General features: G+C 60.2%; 17 protein-coding genes. 1 reads left to right on the forward strand and 16 read right to left on the reverse strand.

The annotated features are described in order from the left end of the window. Positions 1 to 43: 43 nt before the first annotated feature. From C4J92_RS05085 to C4J92_RS05105, 5 genes are all read right to left on the reverse strand, one after another. The gene (locus C4J92_RS05085) at positions 44 to 445 is read right to left on the reverse strand and encodes a DUF4440 domain-containing protein (RefSeq protein ID WP_124369704.1); all 402 of its coding nucleotides are present in this window, start codon (positions 443 to 445) and stop codon (positions 44 to 46) included. Positions 446 to 452: 7 nt separating this feature from the next. Continuing rightward, positions 453 to 1,088: a TIGR02646 family protein gene (locus C4J92_RS05090; RefSeq protein ID WP_124403138.1), complete on the reverse strand. Its 636-nt coding sequence runs from the start codon at positions 1,086 to 1,088 to the stop codon at positions 453 to 455. Next, entirely contained in the window at positions 1,081 to 2,436 is a 1,356-nt protein-coding gene (locus tag C4J92_RS05095) for an AAA family ATPase (RefSeq protein WP_124403139.1), read from the reverse strand. Before C4J92_RS05095 ends, C4J92_RS05090 begins: the two co-directional genes overlap by 8 nt. A 91-nt stretch (positions 2,437 to 2,527) precedes the next feature. Next, positions 2,528 to 3,340: an SDR family oxidoreductase gene (locus tag C4J92_RS05100; protein ID WP_124403140.1), complete on the reverse strand. Its 813-nt coding sequence runs from the start codon at positions 3,338 to 3,340 to the stop codon at positions 2,528 to 2,530. A gap of 14 nt (positions 3,341 to 3,354) precedes the next feature. After that, positions 3,355 to 3,819 (reverse strand): multidrug transporter, encoded by a 465-nt coding sequence (locus C4J92_RS05105; protein WP_124365897.1) that lies wholly within the window; start codon positions 3,817 to 3,819, stop codon positions 3,355 to 3,357. Between the two features lie 207 nt (positions 3,820 to 4,026). On the opposite strand from C4J92_RS05105, the gene C4J92_RS05110 reads away from it, so the two are divergent. Further along, positions 4,027 to 4,482 carry a hypothetical protein gene (locus tag C4J92_RS05110; RefSeq protein ID WP_124403141.1) on the forward strand — a complete coding sequence of 152 codons (456 nt, stop codon included), beginning with the start codon at positions 4,027 to 4,029 and terminating at the stop codon, positions 4,480 to 4,482. A 188-nt stretch (positions 4,483 to 4,670) separates the two neighbouring features. Here C4J92_RS05110 and C4J92_RS05115 read toward each other — a convergent pair whose 3' ends face one another. The 11 genes from C4J92_RS05115 to alg8 form a co-directional block, all read right to left on the reverse strand. After that, on the reverse strand, positions 4,671 to 6,122 hold the full coding sequence (locus C4J92_RS05115; RefSeq protein ID WP_124369708.1) for a mannose-1-phosphate guanylyltransferase/mannose-6-phosphate isomerase: 1,452 nt from the start codon (positions 6,120 to 6,122) through the stop codon (positions 4,671 to 4,673). Positions 6,123 to 6,342: 220 nt separating this feature from the next. Next, positions 6,343 to 6,999 carry an alginate O-acetyltransferase AlgF gene (locus C4J92_RS05125; RefSeq protein WP_043049782.1) on the reverse strand — a complete coding sequence of 219 codons (657 nt, stop codon included), beginning with the start codon at positions 6,997 to 6,999 and terminating at the stop codon, positions 6,343 to 6,345. 16 nt (positions 7,000 to 7,015) lie between these two features. Then, a complete protein-coding gene (locus C4J92_RS05130; RefSeq protein WP_124403142.1) occupies positions 7,016 to 8,188 on the reverse strand; it encodes an alginate O-acetyltransferase in 1,173 nt (390 codons plus the stop codon). 11 nt (positions 8,189 to 8,199) lie between these two features. After that, positions 8,200 to 9,732, reverse strand: coding sequence for an MBOAT family protein (locus tag C4J92_RS05135; protein ID WP_124361386.1), 1,533 nt, complete (start codon positions 9,730 to 9,732; stop codon positions 8,200 to 8,202). A gap of 214 nt (positions 9,733 to 9,946) precedes the next feature. Then, the gene (locus C4J92_RS05140; RefSeq protein ID WP_124361387.1) at positions 9,947 to 11,056 is read right to left on the reverse strand and encodes a mannuronate-specific alginate lyase; all 1,110 of its coding nucleotides are present in this window, start codon (positions 11,054 to 11,056) and stop codon (positions 9,947 to 9,949) included. Between the two features lie 8 nt (positions 11,057 to 11,064). Further along, complete coding sequence (locus C4J92_RS05145; protein WP_124405767.1) at positions 11,065 to 12,513, reverse strand: alginate O-acetyltransferase; 1,449 nt, start codon at positions 12,511 to 12,513, stop codon at positions 11,065 to 11,067. An 11-nt stretch (positions 12,514 to 12,524) separates the two neighbouring features. Continuing rightward, positions 12,525 to 14,093, reverse strand: coding sequence for a mannuronan 5-epimerase AlgG (algG, locus tag C4J92_RS05150; protein WP_124403143.1), 1,569 nt, complete (start codon positions 14,091 to 14,093; stop codon positions 12,525 to 12,527). Then, on the reverse strand, positions 14,093 to 15,580 hold the full coding sequence (locus tag C4J92_RS05155) for an alginate export family protein (protein ID WP_124403144.1): 1,488 nt from the start codon (positions 15,578 to 15,580) through the stop codon (positions 14,093 to 14,095). The genes algG and C4J92_RS05155 overlap by 1 nt, the downstream gene beginning before the upstream one ends. Further along, positions 15,577 to 16,956 carry an alginate biosynthesis TPR repeat lipoprotein AlgK gene (gene algK, locus C4J92_RS05160; RefSeq protein ID WP_124365904.1) on the reverse strand — a complete coding sequence of 460 codons (1,380 nt, stop codon included), beginning with the start codon at positions 16,954 to 16,956 and terminating at the stop codon, positions 15,577 to 15,579. Before algK ends, C4J92_RS05155 begins: the two co-directional genes overlap by 4 nt. A 170-nt stretch (positions 16,957 to 17,126) precedes the next feature. After that, positions 17,127 to 18,293 carry an alginate biosynthesis protein Alg44 gene (locus C4J92_RS05165; RefSeq protein ID WP_124365905.1) on the reverse strand — a complete coding sequence of 389 codons (1,167 nt, stop codon included), beginning with the start codon at positions 18,291 to 18,293 and terminating at the stop codon, positions 17,127 to 17,129. Positions 18,294 to 18,330: 37 nt separating this feature from the next. Next, positions 18,331 to 19,812 carry a mannuronan synthase gene (gene alg8, locus C4J92_RS05175; protein ID WP_164484512.1) on the reverse strand — a complete coding sequence of 494 codons (1,482 nt, stop codon included), beginning with the start codon at positions 19,810 to 19,812 and terminating at the stop codon, positions 18,331 to 18,333. Positions 19,813 to 19,848: the final 36 nt, after the last annotated feature.

Raw genomic sequence — 19,848 nt, forward strand, 5'->3', positions numbered from 1 at the left:
GACTGGCATTAGGGCTTGCCCCCTCCCACATTCTTTAATCGAGTCAGGCCTTGATAAAGGTTTCATGCAAATGGCGCCACAACAGCGCACCACTGGCCTGCTTCTCGAATATCACCGTGGCCCGTCGATCCGTCTGCGTACCGCTGTCATCAACCTGATGCTCGCGATAAGTCACCGTGGCACCGCGTGCATGCCTGTCAATCCCGGCCATTTCACTCAAAGTGATTTTCAACCCTGGACGCATGCCACCCAGGCGCGTGAACAGGGCATTTACCCCGGCTGTGTTGACCCGCGTACCCGTGGCGGGCGCGACCATGCTGAATTCGGGTGAGAAGCGCGCGAGCAGACTCTGCAGGGTACCTTCGGGCGCGACGCCGGCAAACCATTGCTCGATCTCGACGTGGGTCTGGATCACTTCTTCGAAAAAGTCGCTGTAGTCGATCATGGTGTACTCACTTTGAGGCGCTTAAATGGCGAATTACATTCACCAGAACGGGGGCGAAGGGTTTCAGGCGGTTGTCGGCGTCGGGTTGTTGCAGCTCTTCCCTTAGCATCATCAACAAGTCGAAATCGGCGACTTCAAGGTCATCGCCGTCCATACCGCTGTCATAGAGCAGTGCATCCAGGATGGACTTTCTGGCGCCGAACAGCGCGCGATTGTTTTCACGACTGTTTCCAAGGTTCAGTACTTGAATAGAGGTTACTGCTCTGGGAGTCAGGCCTTCCACACGACCGGACAGATAAAATTTCAGCTCGGTTTCGCACTCATTCATCAAGGAGGTAAGCGGCAAAGCCTGATGGGCGTGCGCTTTGCCGCACTGCTTACTACGGTTGCAACTGGCAACGATATTAGAGAAGTCCAACGAACGGTGTGGCGCTGTTTGCCTGGCCTCAACATGTTCGTTGTGGGCGCTGCCTGATGTGATTCCGTGGCAGCAATACGCACATAGGCCATGTTGTTCTTCGATACAGGCTTCTCGGATACAGGTTCTTTCTAGGGGGCTTAAATCTGTATAGCCGCCATTCGGGTGCGTACGCTTCCATTGTGTCAGGGCGGCCGGCTCATCTCCTTTGTTGATCTTACGCACTGCGCAACTCCAATTTGCGAATCAGCAGGGCGGCTTTGGCAAGTTCGATATGGCCAGGTTCAAGCTCTGCAGACAGCTCTTTAAAAAGCGTCTTGGCTTCTTCCAGTTTTTTGTCTTGCAGCAGCTCCAACAAACGATCAAGGCGCGCCTGAACTCCGCTGTTGCGCACATCGGTGTCCATGACGCTGAGCAGTACTTGATTGGCGTCCAGGCCGTAGAGGCCATTGCGTTCTTCCAGCTCGCCGTCGTCGAGGACGTAGCACAAAACGTTCTTGGTATCGCTGATCACCAAAGGGGAGTGGGTGGTGAGGATGAGTTGGCAGTTGGGGAAAGTTTCAGTGAGTTGGTGGATAAGGCGGCGTTGCCATTGAGGATGAAGATGGAGGTCTACTTCGTCGATTAGAACTATACCGGCGCCTTCAAGTGGATTGCTCAATGACGGGTTCATGATTGCCAAGCGGCGAGCAATGTCGCCGACAAGCGCCATCAGTGATTTCTCCCCTTGAGAAAGCTGAGAAACATTGAGTGTATTGCCTAATTTATCGATGGCCATATGCAATCTAGGCTTTCGTTGGACTCGAAGGTTTTTAAAGTGAGGCATGAACTTGTAGACGGCGGATCGCACAGCATTGAGCTGTGGGTCGCGTGACGCTAGGTGTAGATTTTTCAGTTCAGATACAAGTTTTTCATCCGAGCTAGAGATTTTTTTCAACTGTTCCATTACGGCTGAGGATATCCCTTGCTCGTTCTCAGTATCTTCCCTGTCACGGAACCATTCAAAAAAACGTCCGAAATCTACGCCACCATTTAGAGCGTTTTCGTATCCATCAAATTGATCGAATGGTTTTTCGGATTTTCGGGTTGTTAGTGGAACATCAAGGACGGATCTTTCGACAGGGTAGAAGGCCACAAGCGGAAGTGAGCCGTTGTCGTCAATCAACCCGATATGAACGCGATAGAGGTCAGCAAGCTCAGTTAGTTTAGTAAGAGAACTATTTATCTTTGCTTTATGCCCTGGCAAGGTGCGAGCGAGTGTCCACGAGTAAGTCGCGGAAGCTGATGTTGACTGGTGAGGTACACCGCCGACTTCAGCATCGATTGAGGCAAATCGCTCACCATTTTTGACCACATCTTCTTGGATGGGGCTGCCACCGCCATTATCGGTGCGAATGCGCCCTACCAGCCAACTTAACGACGTGGCTATTGACTTCAAAATCGTCGTTTTACCCGCCCCATTATTCCCCACAAACACCGTCACCTTCGACGCATGCTTTTCGGTCGGCGCAAAGGCGACTTCCAAGTCGGTAAAACGACCGACGTTATTCAGTCGAATTTTTCTGATTTCCATCGCATTACCCTTGTGGGGCCAGTCAGTGTCTATAGGCAGGCGGCGATTATGGCACTCATCCCAGGTTTTGGCAGGTGCGCTTCATAGATGCTTACAACACGCCACCCAACCCAAAGCGCTTCTTCAACATCGTCTCCAGCAACCCTTTGGGCAACAGCGTCGCCATCAAAGGCAACGCTCGACTGCCATTGCCCGAGCGCAACAGGCGCGGTGGCTGGGTTTGTTGTACGGCCTTGAGCACATCCGCCGCAAACTTGCTGGCCGAGGTCGGGTTGTCCTGCGAGGCCTGGGAGCGCGCACGAATGCCCTCGCGCAACGGCCACCACGGCGACTGTTCATTGATCAACAGCTCGGCCTGGGCCCCGGCATTCTTTGCAAAGCGTGTATCGATCGCACCGGGTTGAACCTCCATGACGCGCACGCCAAACGGCGCCAGCTCCATGCGCAGGGCGTCGCTCAAGGCATGTACGGCGGCTTTCGACGCGCAGTAGGCCCCGGCGAAGGGGGTGACCAGTACGCCGGAGACGCTGCCGATATTGATGACCAGGCCTCTGCCGCGCCGCAGGGCGGGAAACAGCGCCTGCGTCACGCCGACGATGGAAAACACGTTGGTCTCGAACTGGCGTTGCATCGCCTCGGTGCCGCCATCGAGCAGCGGGCCCATGGCGCCGTAGCCGGCGTTGTTGATCAGTACATCCAGTTCGCCCCATAGCTCGGCTAGGTGCTGCAAGGCGGCGCTGTCGTTGACGTCCAGCTTTACCGCATTGAAGCCGGCGGCGCTAAGGGCGGCGACGTCTTCGTCGCGCCGGGCGCTGGCCCACACCTCGAAGCCGGCGGACTTGAAGGCATCAGCCAGGGCGCGGCCTATGCCGCTGGAGCAACCGGTGATCAGTACGTTGGGCATGCATCAATCCTTTGTCAGTCCGAGAAACTGCCTTGCAGGTGCTCGGCACGAAATTCCAGGGTTTGTGGGCGGTAGCCGGGGCGTAACGGCGGGACGGGCAGGCAGTCGTCCCAAGTCGCACCGGCCTGCAGCTCGCCGGGGCCGCGATAGCGCGGGGCCGCGTACACGTTGTCGGCCAGGTTCACGGTGTCGCCGGGTGCGTAGGCGGCGATACGCCAGCGCAGTTCGGTGAGCGGTACATCGTTGCCGTTGTTCAGCGTCAGCTTCAATGGGCGGTCGGCAGGGCATTCCTGCGCAGCGTAGCTGACGCGCAGTTCCAGGCGGGCCAGTTGCGCGGCTTCGCGGTTGTCGAGCCACGCCACCCAGACTGCCACCAAACCCAGGCCGACGGCAGCGGCCAGCGACACCGGCAGGGCCTTGGCCGGATAGCGCAGCAGCAGGACCAGCCAGGTGATGATCAGCAACACACCAAAGAACATACACACAACCTCGCATAGGGATAAAACATCCTACTCGTGGGGCGGGCCGATTGCCTATGGTGCAGCGCTGCTTTCCCTCGTGCGCAGGTATCTATCCCCTCTGATGCAGGAACTGCATCGCTCTCTTTTGCCACGAAGTCTTTACAAGGAATGTCCTTGAAAGCCAGGAAGGTGCCCAACCGTAGATTCATGAAGTCAGGTGCTTTTATGACCGTCTCAAATATCGCCACACCCGTGTTGACCTCCCTCAGCGCACCTATGGCGCCGGTACCGCCCGCAGTGTCGGCAGCAATCAGTCAAGCACCCAATCCAGAGGTCGGCTCAACATCATTGCCGCGTATGCAGAACCTGGGGCTGACGAGCTTGCGGCAGACTGTCATGCAAGGTATCAGCGATCAACTCAGTTCATACGTTTCCCCTAGGCTTTCGATGAACTCGGAACAAACCAAAGGGGCTGCCTTGACGCTGGCTGGGGGGATGGCAAAAGTGGTTGGACAGAGCATGACGAAATCAGGTGGTGCAAGCTCCAAAGCGGTGGGTACGGCTTTGATATGGGGAGGCAAAACGGCTGAAAAAATTGGCAAGGGCACTTATAAAGAGGCTGGCAAGGATCACGGGACGGGTGATTACAATGCCTTTGCCCCGCGGAACTGGGCCAAGTAACCCATGGTGGCCTGCTATTGAGCTGCGGGCCCGCTGCCTGGGTCGGCATCTTGATGCACTGCACGGCCAAGAGTTTGGGTTTGCAAGGTGCGACGCCGTGGGACATTCATTGCATTAAAAAGCCCCCGCCTGACCGGCTGCGGATAGGGGACGCAGCCGGCTGGGCGGGGGCTTTCTGTACGACTCCTTTATTGCGCGATAGTTTTCACGGAAACACCACGTTCAATCGGCGTCGAGCGGCCGTAGATATCTTCGAACCGCTCGATATCGTCTTCGCCCAGGTAGCTGCCCGATTGCACTTCGATGATCTCCAACGGGATCTTGCCCGGGTTGCGCAGGCGGTGCACCGAGGCAATCGGGATGTAAGTGGACTGGTTCTCGCACAGCAGAAACACGTTGTCGTCACAGGTGACTTCAGCGGTGCCGCTGACCACGATCCAGTGTTCGGCGCGGTGGTGGTGCATCTGCAGTGACAGGCAGGCGCCCGGCTTGACCGAGATGTGCTTGACCTGGAACCGCCCGCCCATATCCACCGAGTCGTAGGAGCCCCACGGACGATACACTTCGCAGTGGTTCTGGGTTTCGCTGCGGCCCTGCTCATTGAGGGTGTTGACCATCTGCTTGACGCCCTGGACCTTGTCCTTGTGGGCAATCATCATCGCGTCCTTGGTTTCCACCACCACGATGTTGTCCAGGCCGATCACCGAGACCAGCTTGCCGTTGCCATGCACCATGCAGTTGCGGCTGTCCTGGATGACCACGTCACCCTTGCTCACGTTGCCGTTGGCGTCTTTATCGTTGACCGCCCACAGCGAGGCCCAGCAACCCACATCGCTCCAACCGGCGCTCAGGGGCACCACACAGGCGCGTTGGGTTTTTTCCATCACGGCGTAGTCGATGGAGTTGTCCGGGCAGCAGGCGAAGGTGGCTTCGTCGAAGGTCACGGTGTCGGCGGTCTGCTCGCTGCGCTCCAGGGTCAGGACGCAGGTGTCGTAGATGTCCGGATCGTGCTTTTTCAGCTCTTCCAGGAAACGGCTGGCGCGGAACAGGAACATGCCGCTGTTCCAGAAATAGCCACCGCTTTTGACGAACTCGACCGCACGTTTTTCATCGGGTTTCTCCACGAACTGCTGTACGCGGCTCACGCCTTCGGGCAGCAGCGAATCGTTGGTGGACTTGATGTAGCCGTAGCCGGTTTCCGGGCGCGTGGCCGGTACGCCGAAGAGCACCATTTCGCCGCGCTCGGCCGCCACGGTGGCCAGGGCCAGGGCGCGTTGCAGGGCTTTCTGGTCGTCGATGACGTGGTCGGCGGGCAGCACCAGCATCAACTCGTCACGGCCTTCATTGACCAGCATCATCGCGGTCAGGGCCACGGCCGGCGCGGTGTTGCGGCCGAACGGTTCCATCAGGATGCGTTGGCATTCAAGTTTGCGCGCGCTCAACTGCTCGTTGACGATAAAGCGGTGATCCTTGTTGCAGACCACGATCGGTGAGTCCATGCCTTCGAACACCAGGCGCTCCAGGGTTTGCTGGAACAGCGTGTGCTCGCCGGTCAGGGCCAGGAATTGTTTCGGGAACTGTTTACGGGAAAGCGGCCAAAGACGTGAGCCGCTACCACCGGAAAGGATTACTGGGATCATGTGTTTCTCCTTGAATCAATTTGGGTCAGAGCTACGAAGGTTCGTCGTTTCACTCTTGTTTTTGTCTCGGTCCGAACCGGCGCCTCGATCCCCTGTAGGAGCGAGCTTGCTCGCGAAAAACCTGAGAGCACCGCGATAAACCAGAGGCGCTGCGTCATCGTTGACGTTCTTCGCGGGCAAGCCCGCTCCTACAGTGGATTGCGTTCAGTCCGGGAAATAATCAGCGGGTCGACACCGGGCGTTTCACCCAGACTGGCGACAGGCTCGAACCCGAACCGGTGACGTACAGCACCGCTGCTTCACCGCGCTCCAGGGCAACCGGCTTCACATCGCCGACCTTCTTGTCGCCGTCATACAACGCCAGGCTCACCTTCACCGGGTTGATTTCACGTTCGCCACGGCCTTTGGCGGCTACCGACTTGACCACGTCGGTCTTGCCATCGGCGGTTTTCAGGGTCAGTGCCTTGTCGCTGAGGTTCTGCACGCGAACCAGGGATTTCTGCTTGTTCTTGAACGGCGGCTCTTCGATCAGTTGCGGCTGGCCGCTGCTGTTGTTGACCAAGGTGTAGTAGTGATCGGCGGCGAGCTTGACCGGCACGGTCTGGCTGCCGACCTTGGCGCTGTAGTCACCACCGGGCATGAAGCTGAAGTCGCTGCTGGCCAGCGGTGCGACGTCACTGAGATTGGTGCTGCCGACGGTGGCGCTGACTTCCTGGTTGCTGGCGTTGTAGATGCGCACGAAGCTCGAACCTTTTGGCGCGGTAGGGCCGTAGAGCGCGGCGTCACCACCGGCGAAGGCGGACATCGATACGAAGCTCAGGCCGGCGGCGATAGCCAGGGTCTTGGCGAGACGACGAGGAGTTGTAGTGAAAGTCATGTGAGTTACCTCTCTTTCAGTTTTGCGCCCGGTCGGGCGTCTCGGATTTAGAAGTGTTGATTGCCATGTTCTGTTGGCGCGAACCGGCTTCTTTAAGCTGCGCAACCCAGGCCGGGTCGGCATCACCGATTTCGTTATTGACGGGCAGATAGCGTTCAGGGAACTCCCAGATCAGCACCTGCGGCGGGCTGTTCTTGAAGTCATCACTTTTCAGGTAGCTGAGCATCGGCAGGATCGGGCCGTGGCCGTCTTCGGCGTAGCTGACCACGTCGCTGCCCAGGGCTTGCTTGAGGGCGCCGACGAAGTTCCAGTTGGGGTTGGCACTGTAGCTGGTGCCGACCAGTGCCACCGGGGTTTGGCTGTCGCTGAACAGCGCGTCGTCGCCCTGGGTTTCGGCCAGGTGCGTCACGCGTTTTTCCAGCGGCTCTTTAGGCGGCATCAGGTTTTCGAACAGCGGGTCCAGCGGCAGGAACAGACGCAGGTCGCCTTTATGCGGCTCGGTCTTTTCCGCTTCGGTAACAAAGCGCTGGGGCTCGCCGCTGAGCGGAGTCTTGTCGGTAATTGCCTTGGCCAGTTGCTTGGCGGCGATTTCGGCACCGTCCGGGGTCCAGTGGGTGTCGGTGCGCAGGAACACTTGCTTGCCGCCCAGCTTCGCCTGTTGCAGCGGGCCGAGCAGGTCCGGGGCGATGATCTTGTCCGCCGCGACACGGGCGTGGAAGTCCTGGTACAGGTTGGCGTGAATGCTCGCCGGTTTCACTTCACCCAGATGCTCCGGATACAGGCGCACCTTGGCCGGCACGATCGCCATCACCAGTTGGATGCCCTGGGCCTTGAGCTTCTGGCGCACACCTTCGACCAGCGCGTAATTGTCTTGCAGGTTCTGGTCTTCGTTGACGGCGGGGTTGAACTCCTCGTCGCTGTACAACCAGTGATCGCGGCCCAGCACCACGCCAGGGCGGCCTTCATTGAACAGCTTGTAGTCCAGCGCCGCCCAGAGGTTGGTGCCCAGGCGCTTGATCGGGAACTCGTCGTCGTAATGGGTCTCGACGGCTTTGGTCCAGCGACCGTTGAGCACGGTGGCATCGGCATTGGTGCTGAAGCCGAAGAAACTGCGCAGCGACCAGGCGCCCAGGGCCAACAGCACCACCAGGAACAGGCCGATATAGAGGACGCGTAATGAACGGGTCATGGTCGGCTCCCTCAGAATTGGAAGTAAAGGAACGGCGAGAAACTCTGCGCCGACAGTTTCAGGATCGACGCCACGAACAGCAGCAGCACGGCGGCGCGCATGGCGTAGCGTGGCCAGTCAGCGGTCCAGTAGGCCGGTTGCACGGCGGCGTCACGGCCCACCGTGAAGCCCGGCTCGTGGATGCTGCCGGGGTTGTCGCCCGGTACGGCCTTGATCAGGCTCGGATCGCTCGGCTTGGTCTTGTCGGCAGGGCGATTGCGGTAGAAATCGCGCAGGCCGAAGAACGCCAGCGTTGCGTAGGCCACCACCAGGGTCGCCACTTGCAGGCCGGTGAGGCTGGCGCGGTTGAGTTCCGACAGCGACCATTCGCCAAAGCTGAACATCGCACCGTACATACGCCCGGCGACGTGCAGGTTTTCCGCGCGGAAGATTACCCAGCCCATCACCACCAGCAGGAAGGTGAAGGCCCAGCGCAGCACATTGAAGCTGCGCGGCGCGGTGTTGAGGCCGATGGCTTTTTCAATCGCCAGCCACATGCCGTGCCAGGCACCCCACACGATGTAGGTGATGTTGGCGCCGTGCCACAGGCCACCGAGCAGCATGGTCAGGAACAGGTTGCGATAGGTGGTCAGCGTACCTTTGCGGTTGCCGCCCAGGGTGATGTACAGGTAATCGCGCAGCCAGGTCGACAGGCTGATGTGCCAGCGCCGCCAGAACTCGGTGATCGACTGGCTGATGTACGGCTGCTTGAAGTTTTCCATGAAGCGGAAACCCATCATCAAGCCCAGGCCGATGGCCATGTCGCTGTAGCCGGAGAAGTCGAAATACAACTGTGCGGTGTAGGCCAGCGCACCGAGCCAGGCATCGCCCGTGGTCGGGTTTTGCAGGGCGAAGCAGTGGTCCGCGACTACCGCCAGGGTGTCGGCGATAAACACCTTCTTGATGAAACCCTGCATGAACCGCGTGCAGCCCTCGGAGAACTTGTCGAGGGTGTGGGTGCGGTTGTTGAACTGGTCGGCCAGGTCGCGAAAACGCAACACGGGGCCGGCAATCAGGTGCGGGAAGATCGCCACGAACGCCGCGAAGTCGATCAGGTTGCGCGTCGCCGGCGTATCGCCACGGTACACGTCGATGATGTAGCTGATGGACTCGAAAATGTAGAACGAGATACCAATCGGCAACAGCACGTGGGTGAGGATGAACGGCTCCAGGCCCATCGACTTCATCATCACGTTGATGCTGTCGACGCCGAAGTTGGCGTACTTGAAGTAGCCGAGGATGCACAGGTCGACCGCCACGCCGAGCAACAGCCAGCGTTGGGCCGGCTTGGTGCGCACACCGGCGGCACCGACTTTGAGGCCGATCCAGTAATTCCACAGGGTCACTGCGGCGAACAAAGCCAGGAAGTCCACTCGCCACCAGGCGTAGAACACATAGCTGGCAATCAGCAGCAGCAGGTTGCGATAGCGTTGCCCGCTCAAATAGTACAAGCCGAGAAAGATCGGCAAGAACAGAAACAGGAACACATTGGACGAGAAAACCATCCCGATCTCTCCATGTTTAACCAACAGTCAAGGGCCAGAGCCCCCCAAACCCCCCACGAAAAAAGGGAGGTTGTATTGCAATCTCACTGAAGGAACCGGCTCAAAAATGTGGGAGGGGGCTTGCCCCCGATAGCGGTGTGTCATTCAACACAGATGGCGACTGATACACCGCCATCGGGGGCAAGCCCCCTCCCACATTTCCAGCCGTGTTCCGTCAGCTGCCTTTGTTGCCTTTTTCGTGCGTCGGGTCGTAGACCTTGGTCAGGTCACCACCCAGGCGGAACGTTTTGAATGGCTGCATGCCATGCTTGCGTTCGAGCACATCCGGGGCGCAGGTGTAGAGGGTGCAGAACGGCTCAAGCCAGGCGAATTTCATCGCCTGCTTCAAATCCTTCATGTCCTGCTCCTTGCCGTTCTTCTGTTCGAAGATGTCCGGGTCTTTCACCCCGGCCAGCACCTTGTCGCCCAGGCGCTTGAGCGCACTGTTGTTTTCCTGGCGCAGGTCCACACCGTTGACCAGGGCAAAGCTTGCGATCATCGACAGCGGCGGCAGGGCGTAGTTGTGGTACGACAAAGCCCGTTGCTGACGCTTCAATTCGTTGGGCAGGAAGCCTTGGTCGTCGACCTGGTTCACCCCGACCTTGTATTCCTTGACAGCCCAGTCGAACAGGTCGCGACGGTTAGTGGCGATGGACGTTGCCATCACCGACCAGGCGGCCCAGTACGAGTGGTTGTTGGTTTTTTCCAGCGGCAGGTTGTCCCAGTCGCTCACCACTTGATCGGCCAGCTTGTTGAACCAGGCCTCGATCAGTTGCGATTCCTGCTGATGGTTGGCCAGCGGGTGCGAGTCGGAAAACTTCAAGCGCACATAGGCCGAGGCCATGCTGCCCAGCGCCCATTTGCGCATGGACTTGCCGGTGTGGTTGAAGTCCTTGGACATCAAGGCGTCGGCCTTGGCCCACGACACCAGCCAGTTCAGCGTGCATTCGAGCTGCTGCGGACGACCGTCGCGCATGAACTGCATCACGCGCTTGCTGGTGTCTTTTTCCAGCTTGGTGATGTCGGCGGTGCTGTCGCGAAAGGCCTGTTCCGATTGCACGTTCAGGGTCGAACGCGCCTTGTCGGAGCCTTCGTACTTGCTGCGAAATTGCAGAGGCCCGGTGTAGGGCGTCGGCATGGCGTCGCAGTTTTCCTTGAAGTCGCCGGTCTTGAACGCTTCGATCGGTGCGAAATAGCCCTGGGGCGGCCGCAGGGGGGCGGCGGCGTTGACGGAGCCGGCAAACATCGCCAGGCCTAGCAGGGTGGGCAGCAATAACTTTTGCATAAGTAACCTCACTTCCCGAGCTGGGCGGTCTGCTGACCACTGCTTGGGAATACGTTGCGTGTGCAAATTTTCGCTTCGACCTTCTGCGCCGCAGCACCCTTTTCCGGGCCCTGCACTTCCACGGCCAGCAAGTTCTGCGAGGCCCAGTCTTCATCGGTGCGCAATTCAAAGGCGAAACGCCCGTCTGTATCGGATGTCTCGGGTTTTTCGATCTTGATGTCCTCGTGGCGCCCGTTCATGTACCAGAGGGTGGCTTGCAAGGTTTTCACCGAAGGATCGGCGAAGCGGATATCGACCTGATGGTTGGCGTTGCGCAGGTCTTTGTTCGCGCTGTTGACCATCAGTTCGTTTTTGCCTGGTTTGAGCGTGGTGCTGGCTGACATCTGTGCGGTCTTGCCCTCACAGCCGTTGTCGAGCAGCGCCATCATCTGGCGGTAGATGGTTTCCTGATCGAGACGGTACAGCGGCGAGAATTCCCAGATCAGAATCTTTGGCGGGTTTTTCTGGAACTCTTCGCTGCCCAGGTACTGGATCATCGAGCCTTCCAGACCACCGCCGGGGAAGGCGACGTTGAGGATGTCGGCACCGATTTCCTCCTGCAGGAAGCCGGCGAAGTTGTAGTTCTTGCCGCTGTGGCTGGTGCCCACCAGGGTGATCTGCGGGTTGCCCGAATCGCTGAACAGGTCACCGTCACCGGCTTCGCCCTTGGGCTCGGTGGTGAATTGGTCCATGTACTGGATCGCATAGCTGGTGCCGCACAGCTGCCCGGCCATGTTGTGCAGGGTGCCGGTCTTGCCCATGCGGCCCGAGCGCTTGGTCTCGAATTCGCGCTTGGGAATTTCCGCGTATTGCGGCATCTGCTTGACCTTGGCCGCCACGATTTTCGCGGTGCGCTGGGCGCCGTACGGCGTCCAGTGCTGGTCGCCACGGAAGTAAAAGTCGTGGGCCGGCAGTTCATCCGGCAACTGCTCGTTGGTCAGCGGCGAGAGGTCCGGCACCACGTAGCCCATCTTGGCGAAACGGCCGAGCATGGTCTTGTAGTTGGTCAGGGCCTTGTCGAAATCGTACTTGGCCTTTTCCTCGGGGTTGAGCTTGTTGCGGTTCACCAGGCCACGGGTCGGCTGGTAGACCACCACCAGTTCCACGCCCTTGGCTTTGAACGCATCGTGCAACTGCTGCATGCGCTTGTAGCCGGCCGGGGTGGTGTCGAATTCGGTACGCAGGTCTTCCTGGGTCCGGAACAGCCAGTCGCCCTGGGCTTGCACCAGGGTGGTGAAGTTCTGCTGGTAGCGCGTGGTGTAGTTCTTCGCGTCATGGGCCGCCGGGCACAGGCTGCAGCACGGCTCGGCGGTGAACGTCGGTGCTTTCACCTCGTCGGCGCGCACGCCCTGGCTGGCCGCGAGCAGGCCGAGGGTCAGACCCGAGAGGCTCAGCAATTTGATCATGTGTGGGTGCATAAGGGTCATCCTCAGTCCTGCATTTCGGTCTGGCGTTCGACAGGGTCGATCAGCACGGCTTTCTGCTGGCGTACCAGCAGGTCGAGAATCTCTTCCTGGCGCTCGCCAAGAACGCCGGAGAAGCTGATGCCGCTGGATTTGGTCGGCGCCAGCATCGACACGCGGTACAACTCGATACTCAGCGGCGAGTCGATGGACAACGGCCCGCTGCCGTTGCCCGCCAGTTCACCACCCACCACGATCAGCGAGACCTTGGCGTCGAACGGGTCAAGGGCGATGTCGCGGTCGGTGTCGGTCAGATCCTTGATGTGGCCGTACACACCGGTCAGGCCGTTGGCCATGGCGGTGTTTTCGTACAGCTTGATGTTCACGCTGTTACGTATGCGGATGCCGTGGCGACGGTTGCTGATCACCTTGTTGCCCCACAACAGGTTGTCACCGCTCTCATAGAGGGTGATGCCGTCGGTGTGGTTGCGGTAGATCTCGTTGTCGGCGATCAGGTTGTTGACGCTGTTACGGTCGATCACCAGGCCCGAGAGCTTGTTGTCATAGCTGCGGTTGTTGAAGATGAAGCTGTCGTTCACTTCCCGGGAAATGATGATGCCGTGCTTCTTCTTGGTGCCGTACACGGTGTTGTCGGCGATGATCAGGCCGTGGGAACGGTCATGGGGGTCAATGCCGTAGACGATGTTGTCTTTGTAGGTATTGCCCTTGATCACAAAGCCGGTGGTTTCGTAGCAGTAGAAGCCGTACCACATGTCCGAGAACTCGGAATCGATGATCCAGCCGGTCGGTTCAGGACGCTTGAGCACCTTGGCCATGTTCGGCGTGTACTGGGAAATACTCACCCCGTACGACTTACTGTTGGCGTAGCCGAAGCTGGCCATCTTGGTCTTGGAAATGTAGGTCTCGGTGCCGCCCCAGGCCAGCAGGAACGGGCGGAATTCCTTGGGCGACTTGAACAGCGCCGGGCCGTTGGTTTTTTCATCCCAGCCGGTGACCTTGGTGTCACGCACGAACAGTTGGCCGTCGTTGATCAAAAACGAACCGGCTTGCTGGGACAGGCGCAACTCCTGGGTCTGCTTGTCGATATCGAGGATGCCTTTACGGCCGACCACGATTGGCAATTTGGCCAGGAACACACCCGGCGACGTCTCGCTGAAGTACTGCTTGGGCACCTTGCCCAGCAAGTCCTTGAGGTTCATGTAGCCATCGTCGACAAAGATTGCCTGGGGAATGCCGTGCTGGCGCACCACCCATTCGGCCATCTTGTTATCGCCGCCGATAAAGTCCTTGAGGGCGTCTTCCTGCATCATGCGACGGATGCTGACTTTGCCCACCTTGGTCTTGACGATTTTCTTTTCCATGGCCGCAGCGGTGTAGCCCGACAGATCGGGCAGCGTCGGCTTGGCCATTTCCAGCGGCGCGGTCGGCGGGCTGGAAATGGTGTAGGTCTTGGCCTGTTGCAGTTCCTTGGCGATGGTCGGCGCCTTGGCCGCCGTATCGGCGAACGCTGGGGCACTGGCCACCAGCATTGCCGCGACGAGTAGGCTTTGAGCATTCATTGCGCAGGCTCCCATCAGAATTTCCAGATCACGTCGACAAAGGCGCGGTGCATGTACGAGTCGACCTGGCTGCCATAGGCATCGCCCGGTTTGAACACACCGGCGCGCAGGCGCACCAGCGCCGACGGCTCGTCGATCGACTGGCTGAGCGCGGCCGGCAACAGGCCTTTCTTGAAGTACTTGGTGACGACCAGGTCCATCTCCTGACCCAGGTCTTTCTTGCCATCTTCAAGGGGCAGGGACGTGCTGGACAGGATCGCGCCAGTCACGTCATCGGTGTTGTTCTGCACCGCATCGATGCCGTTGCTGCCCACCGGCTTGTTGCCGTCGACGCGCCAGAACTTGTGGTACACCAGGCTGGCGTCGTAGTCCTCGCGCAGCTGCCAGGAACCGAACAGGCTCATGGACTGCATGTTGTTCATCTCGCCGCGAAACGCTTCGCCGAAGCGATGCACCCGGGACTGGGTACCGGTCCAGTTCGAACGGTTGCTTTGCAGGCCGTTCTGTTCGTATTCGGCACTGGCGCGCGAATAGGCCGCGCCCACTTGCCACTGCGGGTCGAGACGCAGGCGCACGCCGATGTCGGTGGCCCAGCCGCTCACGTCATCGCTGCGCTTGGCGTTGGTCGGGCGGGTGCCGTCGGCGTTCAACGCGTTGACCGTGTCGCGGTCGCCGCGCATGCCGGTGATGCTCGCCCAGTAGTTGACGGTGTTGGTGTTGCGCCAGTTATAGGCGTCGCTGTTGGCTTCGATGCCGAGCCAGGTCAGGTCGCCGTTTTCGCGCTTGTCCAACGGGTCGCTGACCACGCCCGGTTCGGCGTAGTCGAGCTTGCCGTCGTCATGGGTGTGGTGGCCGCGCAGACCGATCCACTGGCCCGGCGTCCACTGGTAGGCGGCGTCGGCGTAGAAGTGCTGGCGGTCCTTGTCCTTGGGCGACAGTTCCTTGAGGTCGGTGCGGTATTCGCTGAAACGCTCGGCGGCGCCGACGTTGGCCTTGAGCAGGGTGGTGTCGAAGGTCCAGTTCAGCGCTTCGATATTGGTGTCGCGCCATTGGCCGTCGTCATTGCGCAGGCGCTGGCGACCGAACTTGAGGAGCTCGCCGGGGTAGGGCGTGAAGCCGCTGTAGCCGACCCAGAACTCGCGCAGGGCCAGGTAGTTTTTCTTGGCCTTGCGGTCGTCGTTGCTCGATTGTTCGGTGGTGTCATCCGCCGACTGTTGCAGGGTGTCGGTCTCGATGATGTCGCTGGACACCACCGCCTGGCCCATGGCGTAGGCGCTCCACGCGCCGCTTTCGGCGTAGATCCACGGGCGCAGGTCGAGGCCGATGCCGTTGACGTCGCCGCCTTTCTGGGTACCCAGGTCGCGGTCGTCTTCGGACTGCGCGGTGGCTTTGACTTCCAGGCCGAAGTTCTTGGCTTCGGTCAGCGCAGCCAGGGTCGGGCACGACCACAGCAGGGCGAAGGACAGGCCGATGCCGGCCTTGACGAATGGGTTGAGCTTCATAGGGATTCCTCGCCGTCTTCTTCTTGCAGGGCGTGCAGTTGCAGCGTGCTTTGGGCCAGGGTGCCGCGGGCGGCCAGTTCCTGCTGCACCAGGCGTTGGCCTTCGGCGCGTTGCTCAGGCGTCAGCGGGGCTTCGAGCTGGGTGGCCAGCTCATTGGCCTCTGGCGTGTCCTGGGCCTTGGCCAGCTGGCTGAAGACATAGGCATTCAGCGGGTCGGGCTTGGTGCCCTTGCCTTGGGAAAACAGTTGGGCGATGGCGAAGTCGGCGCTGTTCTGGCCGTTGCGCGCAGCGGTCAGCAGGTGGTCCAGGGCTTTTTGCGGATAGACCTTGCCCAGGTAGCCACGGCGGTAAATCTGGCCGAGGTAGTAATCGGCGGCCACTTCACGGCCCACGGCTTTTTCGAAATGGGCTTCGGCGGCCTTGGCGTCGGCCGGCACCCACTTGCCTTCGTAGTAGAGCTTGCCCAAGAGCAATTCTGCGCGCGGCTGGTCGGCGGCACGGCCGTTGTCGAGGTACTTCATCATCTGGTCGACGTCGCCCAGTTCGGGGAAGTCGTAGAGCAGTTGCGCCAGGCTGACCCAGGACGCCGGGTAGCCAGGGGCGATTTTTTCCAGCAGGGCCTGGGCGGTTTTCTCGTCCGGCGTGCCGAGGGTGGCATCGCCCAGCACACGGGCGACGCTGTCGACACGTTGGGCGGTGACGGTGCCACGGCTGTAGCCTGCTTCCATCTGCTTGAGCAGTTCGGCCTGTTGTTCCGGCTGGGCTTTTTTCTGGTAGACCGTGGCCAGTTCGACGTAGCAGATATCGGTGGTGTTCAGCGCGGCTTTGCAGATGCGCTCCACATCATCCAGATGCTGGTCGTAGGTGCCCTGGGTGCGGTACAGCAGCACCTGGGCCAGGCCGGCCTCTGGATAACCCGCTGCTTGCCATTTGCTGATCTGCTGCTGGGCATTCACGTTGGGGAAGCTGTGCGGGTATTGCAGGTACAGCATCGCCAGCGGGATCAGGGTGTTGCCTTCGCCATTGGCAAAGGCTTTTTTCAGCAGGCTTTCGGCTTCGTGGTGCTCGGCCTCGGTGGCGCCGGGCTTGGCCACCAGCAGGCGGCCAAGGCGTGCCTGGGCGCGGGGCGAGGTATCTGCCGCAGCACGGTAAGTGGCTTCGGCCTGTTTGATTTGCGCCGGGTCGCGGGTGCCTACCTGGATGTCGGCCAGGCCCACCTGGGCCTCGCTGTAGCCCAGGTCGGCCAGTTGCTGGTAATTCTGTTGCGCGGTGACGGTGTCGCCGCGTTTCAGTGCTTCGTTGGCCAGGCGTTGGTCAGGCAGGCCGGCACAACCGGCCAGGCTCACCGCAATCGCCAGCAACGCCACCGAACCCATGTGGGACCGGCGTTTGTGGCGAGGGAGCTTGCTCCCGCTGGGGTGCGAAGCGCCCCCAAGAGCCGGCTCCAGCTGCGCTGTCGAGCGGGAGCAAGCTCCCTCGCCACAGCAAGCCCGCTCCCACAGGGATTGTGTTGTTCTTGAAATAGGGTTCACAGGCATGTCCTCGCTTACAGACCGTGAGCCATGGCTTTATCGATCAGCCAGTTCAGCGAAGGGCCACGGTCGCTGGTGACTTCCACCGGGCGGCCGGCGTAGGTGCTGTCCAGCGGGGCGTCAGGCTTGATCTGCACGCGGATGTCCGAGGACAGGTCGGCGCTGTTCAGGCTGGTGCTGCTGACGATGGTGCCGGTGCGCACCTGTTCTTCGTCGGCGACCTGGAAGCTCACCGGCGTACCTGGGCGCACATCACCGAACTGGCGATAGCTGAAGCGGGCTTCCACATTGGCCTGGCTGCCGCGTGGCACCAGTTGGAAGATCACATCACCCTTGCTGGCGTACTGGCCGTCGGCGACCAATTGCTGGGCGACCACGCAATCACACGGCGAGGTCAGGGTGCCGGTCATTTGCTTGCCGAACAGCTCTTCGACCTTGGCCGGTTGCAGTTGGTCTTCATCCAGATGGCCCTTGAGTACATCGAGCATGCTGGTGCTGAAGGTGGCCAGTGGCGCGCCTTTGGCCGCTACCGCGTCACCTTTGAGCAGGCTTTGCACGGTGCCGTCGCGCGGCATGGTCACGTTCATGCCCGGCACGCTGACAAGCCCGGCCTGGGCGTGGCTGACGAAATACATGCCGTACAGCGACTTGAAGACAAAACCGAAGGCCGCCAGGCCCACCAGGAAGATCGCCAAGCTGAACGTCACGGCGCGCAGACGCCCGAACGCGGTCATGCCGCTGCCGCCGTCCTTGACCTTGCGCGCCTTGGTGAAGTTGTCGCGTTGCAGGGTGGCGAGCACGTCGCCCATGGTCACGATGTCACCCGACAGGTGCGAGGTGATCAGGTGGCGCAGGGTGGAAATGTCCTGGGCATCGAGGTTCTGGAACTGGCAACCGGTGCGGCCGGTCTGGCGGTCGTAGGAGCGAATCTGCAGCTCCACGTCCATCGCCAGGCCGAGGTTATCGATCACGAACTGCAGGCGACCCTTGTGCACCTGGCCGACGGTGAGCGGCTGGGTGGCGGTGAACGCCAGGCCGCCGGCGGACAGGTCGATGACCTTGGCTTCGGTCGGCGTGCGGTCGCTGTTGAAAAAGCGCAGCTTGGCCGGGATTTTTACCCGGGCGTGCTGGCGCTGGGCTTCGGATTCGTGGACAACGTTGGCGTTTACTTGGCTGTTCATAATGTTCGATTTCCTAGTTAATTCAGGCTTGGCAGGGTCAGACCATCATCAGCAACACGGCAACGAAGATGCTGCCGGCGGAGAAGGTCATGGTCCGAGACGACCAGGTGTTGAACCAACGTTGAAAGCTGGCCAAATCGCGGGTCAGTTTGGTGTCCTGGCGGGTCCAGGACTGTTGATCAAGGCGGAAGAATACGTAGATCTTCACCAACGCGCCCATGATCTGGTTGTAATAGAGAATCAGCGGGTAGGCCGGGCCGATCTTGTGGCCTGAGCACGACAGCAACAGGGTGAGAATCAGGCGGGTGATGCCGATCCACAGCAGGTACGCGAGGATGAACGCGCCGCCGTACTTGAAGGTGGCGATGATCGCCACAGTCAGGCCGAGCAGTGAGGTCCACATCGACACGCGCTGGTCGAACAGCACCACGCTGGTGAACAGACCGAGGCGACGTACACCCAGGCCCAGGGCGCGGGAGTTCTGGCGCAGGTTGTTGCCGTACCAGCGGAACATCAGCTTGCGGCTGGCCTTGATGAAGCTCTTTTCCGGCGGGTGTTCCACCGTATTGATCGCGGCATCGGGCACGTAGAAGGTGTCGTAGCCCAGGCGCATCAGGCTGAACCAGCTGGATTTATCGTCGCCGGTCAGAAACTTGAAGCGCCCCAGGCGCCAGTGTTGCAGCGAGTCGCTTTCCACGTCGGCGATAAAGCCAGGGTCGGTCACCACGCTGGCGCGGAACACCGACATCCGCCCGGTCATGGTCAGCACGCGCTTGGATAGGGCCATGGAGCACATGTTGATGTGGCGTTGGGCGAAGCGCAGTTTGTGCCACTCGCTCATGATGTAGCCGCCGCGCACTTCGCAGAACTCGTTGGTGGTCAGGCCGCCGACATTGCCGAACAACTGGAACCACGGCACAGTCTTGCGCACCACGCCCTCGGCGAGCACGGTGTCGCCATCGATCACGGCCACCACGGCGCGGTCATCCGGCAGGTGGCGCGAGATGGCACGAAAACCGAAGGCCAGGCCGTCACGCTTGCCGGTGCCGGCGATGCGCACGAAGTCGAGCTTGACGTGATCCGGCGGGTTGAGTTTTTCCCACAGGCTCTTGACCAGCAGTTCATCGGACATTTCCACCAGCGAGCAGACCACGGTGGTGGGGAAGCCACATTCGATGGCTTCGCGAATCACCGAGCTGTAGACCTGCGCGGTGGTCAGCGCGTCGATACGAAAACTGGTGACCATCAGGAACACATGGGATGGGTCGGCGGCCTTGCCCAGCTTGCGCACTTTGCGGCGCAGGTGCGGGTAGACCACGTAGAGGAACAGCATGCCGCGAAAGAAATGCGTTGCACCCATCGAGTAGCGCCAGATACCGACGGCGCCAATCAGGAAAATAAAGTTCTTCGATTGCGAATCGAAGGTGCTCGCCGGCAACGCCAGGGCGAGTCCCATCAGCAGGCTGAGGAACAACAGCCAACCGGCGGCTTGCAGGAATACATGTTTTAACTTGGACATAAGCGTCATCCGCAAGGAGAGGAGGTTTCAGGCTGC

It is taken from the genome of Pseudomonas sp. R3-18-08, assembly GCF_003852065.1.
In the GTDB taxonomy this organism is placed as follows: domain Bacteria; phylum Pseudomonadota; class Gammaproteobacteria; order Pseudomonadales; family Pseudomonadaceae; genus Aquipseudomonas.

Coding starts and splice junctions, on each gene's coding strand:
- C4J92_RS05125 (WP_043049782.1), bottom strand. CDS start 6,999: ATGACTTTCACTACAACTCCTCGTCGTCTCGCCAAGACCCTGGCTATC.
- alg8 (WP_164484512.1), bottom strand. CDS start 19,812: ATGTCCAAGTTAAAACATGTATTCCTGCAAGCCGCCGGTTGGCTGTTG.
- C4J92_RS05105 (WP_124365897.1), bottom strand. CDS start 3,819: ATGTTCTTTGGTGTGTTGCTGATCATCACCTGGCTGGTCCTGCTGCTG.
- C4J92_RS05085 (WP_124369704.1), bottom strand. CDS start 445: ATGATCGACTACAGCGACTTTTTCGAAGAAGTGATCCAGACCCACGTC.
- C4J92_RS05165 (WP_124365905.1), bottom strand. CDS start 18,293: ATGAACAGCCAAGTAAACGCCAACGTTGTCCACGAATCCGAAGCCCAG.
- C4J92_RS05155 (WP_124403144.1), bottom strand. CDS start 15,580: ATGAAGCTCAACCCATTCGTCAAGGCCGGCATCGGCCTGTCCTTCGCC.
- C4J92_RS05100 (WP_124403140.1), bottom strand. CDS start 3,340: ATGCCCAACGTACTGATCACCGGTTGCTCCAGCGGCATAGGCCGCGCC.
- C4J92_RS05130 (WP_124403142.1), bottom strand. CDS start 8,188: ATGACCCGTTCATTACGCGTCCTCTATATCGGCCTGTTCCTGGTGGTG.
- C4J92_RS05140 (WP_124361387.1), bottom strand. CDS start 11,056: ATGCAAAAGTTATTGCTGCCCACCCTGCTAGGCCTGGCGATGTTTGCC.
- algG (WP_124403143.1), bottom strand. CDS start 14,093: ATGGGAGCCTGCGCAATGAATGCTCAAAGCCTACTCGTCGCGGCAATG.
- C4J92_RS05115 (WP_124369708.1), bottom strand. CDS start 6,122: ATGATCCCAGTAATCCTTTCCGGTGGTAGCGGCTCACGTCTTTGGCCG.
- C4J92_RS05110 (WP_124403141.1), top strand. CDS start 4,027: ATGACCGTCTCAAATATCGCCACACCCGTGTTGACCTCCCTCAGCGCA.
- C4J92_RS05135 (WP_124361386.1), bottom strand. CDS start 9,732: ATGGTTTTCTCGTCCAATGTGTTCCTGTTTCTGTTCTTGCCGATCTTT.
- C4J92_RS05145 (WP_124405767.1), bottom strand. CDS start 12,513: ATGCACCCACACATGATCAAATTGCTGAGCCTCTCGGGTCTGACCCTC.
- algK (WP_124365904.1), bottom strand. CDS start 16,956: ATGGGTTCGGTGGCGTTGCTGGCGATTGCGGTGAGCCTGGCCGGTTGT.
- C4J92_RS05095 (WP_124403139.1), bottom strand. CDS start 2,436: ATGGAAATCAGAAAAATTCGACTGAATAACGTCGGTCGTTTTACCGAC.